Raw genomic sequence first — 7,876 nt, 5'->3', positions numbered from 1 at the left:
GCCATACGCATTACCCAATACCCCAATCTATATACTAAGTACTACATACTAAAATCTATAGTATCTCAATACGTACTACTCACTACTCAATACCCGCTACCAACATCCATCCCACAACCTTTCCGCCGCATGCCGCGGCAGGGCAAATACTTTTGGTGTGCAAAAGTATTCGAAACCCCGTCGCTTGAAACCTTTGCAAGGGATGGCCTGTGCTGGTGCAAATTTCTACATACTGCAAAGCTTTCGATGCGACATTTTTGTTAATAATAGTTAGTGCAATTGAAATTCAGAATTCAAAATTCAAAAGTGAAAAGGATTGTACCTGGTAGCAGATCCTACAATGAAACACTAAACTCTACATACTATCTACTAAAATCTATTATATCTCAATACGCCATACGCCATACGCCATACGCACTACTCACTACTCAACACGCAAGATTGTCGTGCCCTCGTTCCTCTGGCTCGCAAATTGAAATTACAAAGTAAAAATTAAAAAAATCCTACCCACTACTCAATCTACCTACTACGTACTATCTACTAAAATCTATAATATCTCACTACTCACTACCCATTACCAAGCAAAAAATCCCCATCTATTGTCATAATATCAGCTCAACTGTTGAAATAAATAAGGAAAAATCGTATCATTGGAAGAAATAGATTATATCATCTTGCATAACAGTTGACCTCGCATAGCAAGTTGGTACAGCCTATTAAGAGGTATTAATTTAAGATGTACATGGAGATATTATTGATAGAAGACGACAGTTCTGTAGTGTCACTTATTCGGCGCGGCCTTTCCGATCTCAACTTTAATATTTCGGTAGCACTTAATGGTCTTACCGGCTTAGAAATGGCCCGGGCAGGCAATTATGATTTAATTATTTTAGATATTATGCTTCCCGGGATGGATGGTCTAAAGGTCTGCCAAAATATACGATCTTCCAATCGGGAGGTCTCCATACTTATACTTTCTGCACTAGATCAACCAGAAGACATTGTTGACGGGTTTAAGTATGATGCAGATGATTACCTGACCAAACCGTTTAATATGGATGAGCTGAGAGCGCGGGTCAGTCGTTTTTCTAGAAAAATAGTCCTAATAGAGAAAGCAGAGCGCCCCAACAACCTGAATTTCTCTGATCTCGTACTCGATTATGATAGCCGGATAGCAATTCGGCAAAACAACGAGATCATATTAACCGCTACCGAGTTCCGCTTGCTGGAATTTTTGATTAAAAATCAGAAAAAGGTTGTTTCACGGATGGATATACTGGAAAGTGTTTGGGGAATGGATTTTAACCTGAGTACCAATGTAGTCGATGTCTATATCAATTATCTAAGGAATAAAATTGATAAAGGATACGACAAGAAACTCTTGCACACGGTTGTCGGAATGGGATATGTATTAAAAGAAATTGATGAAGCAAAGAACTAAAATAATACTTCTTTTCAATTTAATCTGTTGGGCGCTCATTGTGGGCTTTGCGATTTATATCTCCTATTTTACGAGGGACAGTCTCCGAACCAAATTTTTTCACCGTCTTGAAGAAAATGCCCAGATCGTCGGTAAGCACATTATTGAAGAAGAGGAGTATATTAATGAAATATACTATGAAATAATGCGGGTCTACCTTCGGCAGTTATCGGCAGGGAAGGATTATATTATACGCGTAGACAGGGGCCAGACTCAGGTAGAGGGCCGACCCGGCTTGCCTGTACCGCCATCTTTTTACAAAGAAGTCATTTCATCTGGACAAGCTCAGTATATGGCTGGCGATACAGCTTATTTGGCTTTGTATTTCGAAAATAACCATAAAGGCAAAGATCTGATTGTGGTGTCTTCTGGAAGAGATGATTATGGCCTCGGGGAGCAGGGGATCTTAGACCGCACGTTAGTCAACGCTGGCCTATTCTGCGCATGTATCGTTGCACTGATTTCTTATCTTTTTGCTAAGCATATTATGCGTCCCATTACCGTTATTAATGAAGAGATTGATAAGATTAGTATCTCCAACTTAAGTCTTAGGTTGCAAAATACAAATGATGTAAAAGACGAGGTGACTATGCTTATAGACAGCTTTAATGACATGATCAGCCGGCTCGAAATATCCGTGAAATCACAAAAGCGATTTATCGCCAATGCGTCGCACTCTTTTCGCACACCATTAACAATAATTCGTGGAGAGGCCGAACTTATCCTGCGGAAAGAAAAATTAGCAGACGAAACCGCATGGTCTGTTCGAAATATCGTGACCGAAACGGATCGAATTATCACCATGATAAACAGCTTGTTGACGGTGGCTCGTTCAGGCTTAGACGATACGAAGAAAGACTATCATGTCGTACGTATAGATGAGGTGCTGTTTAAAGTAATCGATTCTGAGCATAAAGCTTTTCGTCATCAGTCCATTCAACTTGATTTTGATGCGATGCCGGAAAATGCGGGCTCATTAGAAGTGTACGGCAATGCTGACTTGCTTTTTATCGCCCTAAGTAACCTGGTGTCTAATGCCTGCAAATATGGTAAAGACGATGACGTAATCATTTCGTTGGGCATACAAAAAAATAATGTGGTCATTGATATCGTCGATAAAGGCATTGGTATTCCAGACCACGAGCAGAGATTTGTTTACGACTCGTTCTATCGCGCGTCCAATGCGCAAGACATCCATGGAACCGGCCTTGGTTTATTGCTGGCAAAAAATATTATCGACCATCATGACGGTGATCTTCTGCTCCGCTCAAAAGAAGGTGAAGGAACGAATGTTCGCATCTTATTGCCCAGAAATGATAACCTCTAAGATCATTTTAATGTTATTCTTATTGTTTTCTAAAGCCGAGGTGATATACTTGATGAAAAGGTATTTCACGTTACTTTATGAAACACGTCTCACTTATTGTTGCCGCTCTATTATCCCTGTCTACTTTATCTGGGCAGGAGGCTCGCTCTTCACTTCTAAATAGGAATGATGATTCCCAGATCGACTCCACGACAACAACGGAGCCAGATCGTGCACAGCTGTTTAAATTTGACTTTTTGATCCGCGCCGCTTTGGACGCAGATAATTTGGGAAAGGATGAAGCGTTAACACGCTTTAATTTGGACGAAGCACGTATCCTTTTTCATGGAGAATATAACGATAGATTGTCTTACAAGATCCGGTTCAGGCTGAACCGGCCGTTCGCGCAATCTGGTCTGGATAATTCCTCCCAGGCATTGGATTTTGCACAAGTCGATTATAAGTTTGGAAAGCGGAATGACTGGACCATCAGTGTGGGTAAGCAAAGTGCGATGGTCGGTTCGTATGAATTTGAGAACAACCCCATTTATGAATTCTTATTTACGGACTATGTTGACCGTATACTCAATCTTTTTGTGGTCGGTGGAAAGTTATCGTATCAAGTCAATAACAACCATGGCCTGCATCTACAGCTCTACAATACTGTCAACAATACATTTGACAACCATCTAACAAGTAATGGTTTTACTGCGGGCAGTATTCAACGCGCGAAGGCACCTATAGGAGGTTACCTTACGTGGACTGGCGCGTTTGCAGATCGTCGTTTTCAAACAAAATGGTCGTATAATCTAGCACAGTTTGCAGAGGGAAAACCAACGCAAGCGCTATCCTTGGCCAATAAGTTTAAAACGGAGCGGCAAATGGTCTATCTCGATCTGCAATACACCCATATGGGAACCGATCACGCGCTGATCGCTTCACGCGCTGTAAACGATTTTTATGCAATCACAGGCGAAGCACGCCAGCTGGCCCAAAACGTAACGTACAAATCGGCCGTGCTACGTTATGACCAATTCCTTACGGATAAGTGGGAGATAGCCGTTAAAGGCGCCGTGGAAACAGCCGGCACGAATGATGACGAGGCATTGGGTAATGATTTCCGAACAAACTACACCTACTTCGCGGCCTTACAACACAAACCCTTCAAAAGCCAGGATTTCAGATTCTACTTGGGATACATCGGAAACAACGTTTCCTATGCGGATCGTACTGCCCTGGCCAAGACACAATTTAATAGATTGGCGCTGGGTGGATACTTCACCATACCGGTCTATTAAAAACATACGCAATATAATGGTTTTATTTTATAGTCAAACAGCATGCATTTAACACCAAGAGAAACTGAAAAGTTAATGTTGCATCTAGCAGGAGAACTAGCGGCAAAGCGATTAAAAAGGGGGCTAAAACTCAATTATCCGGAAAGTATAGCCTACATCAGTGCCGAGTTGATGGAAAAGGCCAGAGATGGTAAAAGTGTAGCCGAGCTGATGGAATGGGGAACGACCCTCTTGAAGCGTAAACAGGTGATGGAAGGCGTTCCAGAAATGATCCATGATGTACAAATCGAAGTTACATTTCCGGATGGAACCAAGTTGGTTACCGTCCATAACCCTATTCGTTAACAAAAAATAAAGATACTTATGGTACCTGGAGAATACTTTCTAAAAGCAGATGACATCAAAGCCAATGCGGGCTACCGCACGGTGACCGTTTCGGTGGCAAATACCGGCGATCGTCCTATACAAGTGGGATCGCACTATCATTTTTTTGAAGTAAATAAAGCATTGGCATTTGACCGTGAAAAGACCTTTGGTATGCGACTCAATATTCCGTCAAGCACCGCCGTTCGGTTTGAACCGGGAGAGAAAAAAGATGTGATATTGGTAGAGATTGGCGGCGCCAAAGAAATACACGGATTCAACGGATTGACCAACGGCAACTACACCAAGGAGAAGGTGAAGACCGCGGCAATAGCCAAAATGAAAAAACAAAACTATAAATCTTCTCAATAACTTAAAACAGAATTGCAATGGGTGAATGGAATAGAAGAGACTGGATTAAAATCGTGGGGCTGGCTTCAGCAAGTGTTGCCACGACAAAATTAAACGCTTTGGGTCTCGAAAAACTAGGACTTGATAAATCATCGATCCGCTATGTGGATGGTGAACTTTATATACCTCGAGACAAATATGCCTCACTTTTTGGCCCTACAGCCGGCGATAGGGTTCGTCTGGCAGACACGGAACTGCTGATTGAAATCGAGAAGGACTATGCCGTATATGGCGAAGAAAACAAGTTTGGTGGTGGAAAAACTATTCGCGACGGTATGGGCCAATCCGCGCGGGCGTTGCGCGATGAAGATGTGCTGGATTTTTGTATCAACAACGTCATTATCATTGACCATTGGGGCATTGTGAAAGCCGATGTGGGTATCAAGGATGGAAAAATTGTTGGGATAGGTAAAGCGGGAAATCCGGATGTGCAAGACGGTGTAACGGAAGGTATGATCATTGGCCCATCCACCGAAGTGCATGGTGGTGCCGGGATGATTATGACTGCGGGCGGTATCGATACACACATCCACTTTATAAGCCCTACACAGATAGAGACCGCGCTTTATAGTGGCGTGACTACGTTTATTGGTGGCGGCACCGGGCCGGCTGATGGTACGAATGCAACGACGGTAACCTCAGGCAAATGGTTTATCCATAAAATGTTAGAAGCTTTTGAGAATCTGCCGATCAATGTGGGATTCTTCGGAAAAGGGAATGTTTCCACAACACGACCTATTGAAGAACAAATTGAAGCCGGTGCACTTGGTGTTAAGATTCACGAAGATTGGGGAGCTACACCATCAACGATTGATGCGGCATTGAAAGTTGCTGATAAATATGATGTGCAAGTAGCCATCCATACCGATACCTTAAATGAGGCTGGATTTCTGGAAGACACGGTGGCAGCAATTGATGGCCGGGTGATCCATACCTTCCACACCGAAGGTGCAGGCGGTGGCCACGCGCCCGACATTATCAAAATATCGATGTATCCGAACATATTACCAGCGTCGACCAACCCGACCAAGCCATTTACGGTAAATACCGCTGAGGAACATTTAGATATGTTGATGGTGTGTCACCATTTAGATAAAAACGTGAAGGAAGATGTAGCGTTTGCCGATTCGCGTATCCGTCCGCAAACTATTGCTGCGGAAGATATTCTGCAGGATATGGGGGTGTTTTCTATCATGAGTTCGGACAGTCAGGCGATGGGGCGCGTAGGCGAGGTCATTTCCCGTACATTCCAGACGGCACATAAAATGAAAGTGCAACGTGGCCCATTAGAACGTGATAAAGGGACAGGCCATGATAATTTCCGAGTGAAGCGCTATGTATCTAAGTTCACGATCAACCCTGCAAAAGCGCATGGTATTGATAGCTATGTAGGATCCATAGAAGCTGGGAAATATGCAGATCTCGTTTTGTGGAAGCCTGAACTATTTGGCGTTAAGCCAGAAATGATCATCAAGGGCGGAATGATATTAGGTTCGAAGATGGGCGATGCAAACGCGTCGATACCCACGCCACAGCCTATCGTCTATCGGCAGATGTTCGGAAACTTTGGTAAGGCACTAAGCAGCATTTGCTTCAACTTTGTGTCTAAAGTATCTATTGACAATGGTACCATCGATTCCTTAAAGCTTGCAAGAAAAAGCTTACCGGTAATGGGCTGTCGTACGGTGATGAAAAAGGACATGGTGCATAACGATGCAACGCCAAATATTGTCGTGGATCCCGAAACCTATGATGTAACCGTGGATGGGGTGTTGGCGCGCTGCGAGCCGTTAGCTGAACTACCTATGGCACAACGCTATTTCTTATTTTAATGATCTTGTCACAAGGCATAGCGGGCAATATTTTACAGCACGCGGAGAAATTCGCTGGTCTTAATCTGGATGTTCTGGACTTGGCCTGGCATGAACTCGATAGAGGCGTGCTTCGTAAGTTTACGCAAAGTGGGCAAGAGATTGGCATCAGAAATCTCAGCGGAACCGTCCTCCGGAATGGCGATGTGCTTTATACCGATTCATACGCCTGCATCGTGGTCAAGATATTACCCTGCCTGTGCCTTGTGATACAGCCAAAGAATAAGATAGAAATGGCAGGTGTTTGCTTTGAAATAGGCAACAGGCACTTGCCCATCGCGATACCTGCTGCCGATGAGGTGCTGATCGCCTACGAGGAGCCGTTGCGTATGTTGTTCATGAAAAGGGGCATAACGGTACACGTTGAAGAGCGTACCCTGGAACAAACACAAACGCTGAAGATCCATACGTGGACGCGGAAAACAAAATTTAAAATCACATTAGCAAAAACAGTACATGAATCCTTTGTTGACACTTCTGCAGATTAATGACTCTGTATTTCCGATCGGGAGTTTTACGCATTCCTACGGTTTGGAAACCTACATCCACAAAAGAATAGTGCATGATGTGGAATCGACGCGCAATTATGCGGAAACGATGTTGAAACACAGCGTGTACTATAACGATGCAGCTTTTTTTTCAAAAGCATGGGAGATCTGTTCGGGTAAATTTTCGATGCGTAAACTGATCGCGTTGGATACGTTGGTATCCTCACTGAAATCACCCTACGAAATAAGGGAGGCAAGCAGAAAACTCGCCATCCGATTGCTGAAAATCGTCGAGAGTTTTAAATCCTTGAGAAGATGCAAGGCTTATCTGGAGGCGATTCAAGGCGGGACAGCGGGCGGACATTATGCCATCGCTTTTGCTATGTATGCACAACAGCAGCAGATCAGTTATGAAGATGCGCTTAGCGCATTCTATTACAATACGCTGAACGGCATAGTCACGAATTGCGCAAAGTTGGTGCCGATCAGCCAAACTGAAGGACAAAAGATATTATTCAGCCTGCAGGATCTTATTAAAGATCTTGTAGCGACCCAAAAAGACATGGACGACGCGATGTTGGGCAATTGCTGTATAGCGCAAGATTTACGCTGCATGCAGCATGAAAAATTATACACACGGATTTACATTTCATAACGAT

General features: G+C 43.5%; 8 protein-coding genes. All 8 read left to right on the top strand.

Features of this window, described 5'->3' with window-relative positions; translation table 11 throughout:
* The first annotated feature begins 742 nt into the window (after nt 1-742).
* The 8 genes from B0I21_RS12365 (at nt 743) to B0I21_RS12330 (ending at nt 7,872) form a co-directional block, all read left to right on the top strand.
* Nucleotides 743-1,441: a response regulator transcription factor gene (locus tag B0I21_RS12365; RefSeq protein ID WP_133640767.1), complete on the top strand. Its 699-nt coding sequence runs from the start codon at nt 743-745 to the stop codon at nt 1,439-1,441.
* A complete protein-coding gene (locus B0I21_RS12360; protein ID WP_133640766.1) occupies nt 1,425-2,807 on the top strand; it encodes a HAMP domain-containing sensor histidine kinase in 1,383 nt (460 codons plus the stop codon). The genes B0I21_RS12365 and B0I21_RS12360 overlap by 17 nt, the downstream gene beginning before the upstream one ends.
* Before the next feature lie 77 nt (nt 2,808-2,884).
* The gene (locus tag B0I21_RS12355; protein WP_133640765.1) at nt 2,885-4,084 is read left to right on the top strand and encodes a porin; all 1,200 of its coding nucleotides are present in this window, start codon (nt 2,885-2,887) and stop codon (nt 4,082-4,084) included.
* A 42-nt stretch (nt 4,085-4,126) separates the two neighbouring features.
* A complete protein-coding gene (gene ureA, locus B0I21_RS12350) occupies nt 4,127-4,429 on the top strand; it encodes an urease subunit gamma (RefSeq protein ID WP_133640764.1) in 303 nt (100 codons plus the stop codon).
* A gap of 18 nt (nt 4,430-4,447) precedes the next feature.
* Nucleotides 4,448-4,819, top strand: coding sequence for an urease subunit beta (ureB, locus tag B0I21_RS12345; protein WP_133640763.1), 372 nt, complete (start codon nt 4,448-4,450; stop codon nt 4,817-4,819).
* Nucleotides 4,820-4,836: 17 nt separating this feature from the next.
* Nucleotides 4,837-6,690, top strand: a complete 1,854-nt coding sequence (ureC, locus tag B0I21_RS12340) for an urease subunit alpha (protein ID WP_133640762.1) — start codon at nt 4,837-4,839, stop codon at nt 6,688-6,690.
* Nucleotides 6,690-7,217 carry an urease accessory protein UreE gene (locus tag B0I21_RS12335; protein WP_133640761.1) on the top strand — a complete coding sequence of 176 codons (528 nt, stop codon included), beginning with the start codon at nt 6,690-6,692 and terminating at the stop codon, nt 7,215-7,217. The genes ureC and B0I21_RS12335 overlap by 1 nt, the downstream gene beginning before the upstream one ends.
* A complete protein-coding gene (locus tag B0I21_RS12330; RefSeq protein WP_133640760.1) occupies nt 7,186-7,872 on the top strand; it encodes an urease accessory protein UreF in 687 nt (228 codons plus the stop codon). The genes B0I21_RS12335 and B0I21_RS12330 overlap by 32 nt, the downstream gene beginning before the upstream one ends.
* The last annotated feature ends 4 nt before the right edge of the window (nt 7,873-7,876 follow it).

The sequence above is a fragment of the Sphingobacterium paludis genome (assembly GCF_004364125.1).
Taxonomy (GTDB): domain Bacteria; phylum Bacteroidota; class Bacteroidia; order Sphingobacteriales; family Sphingobacteriaceae; genus Sphingobacterium; species Sphingobacterium paludis.
This window is presented reverse-complemented; position numbering and strand designations above follow the sequence as displayed.

Excerpts from the sequence above, each read along its gene's own strand:
- B0I21_RS12365 (WP_133640767.1), top strand. The coding sequence starts at position 743 with ATGGAGATATTATTGATAGAAGACGACAGTTCTGTAGTGTCACTTATT.
- B0I21_RS12360 (WP_133640766.1), top strand. The coding sequence starts at position 1,425 with ATGAAGCAAAGAACTAAAATAATACTTCTTTTCAATTTAATCTGTTGG.
- B0I21_RS12355 (WP_133640765.1), top strand. The coding sequence starts at position 2,885 with ATGAAACACGTCTCACTTATTGTTGCCGCTCTATTATCCCTGTCTACT.
- ureA (WP_133640764.1), top strand. The coding sequence starts at position 4,127 with ATGCATTTAACACCAAGAGAAACTGAAAAGTTAATGTTGCATCTAGCA.
- ureB (WP_133640763.1), top strand. The coding sequence starts at position 4,448 with ATGGTACCTGGAGAATACTTTCTAAAAGCAGATGACATCAAAGCCAAT.
- ureC (WP_133640762.1), top strand. The coding sequence starts at position 4,837 with ATGGGTGAATGGAATAGAAGAGACTGGATTAAAATCGTGGGGCTGGCT.
- B0I21_RS12335 (WP_133640761.1), top strand. The coding sequence starts at position 6,690 with ATGATCTTGTCACAAGGCATAGCGGGCAATATTTTACAGCACGCGGAG.
- B0I21_RS12330 (WP_133640760.1), top strand. The coding sequence starts at position 7,186 with ATGAATCCTTTGTTGACACTTCTGCAGATTAATGACTCTGTATTTCCG.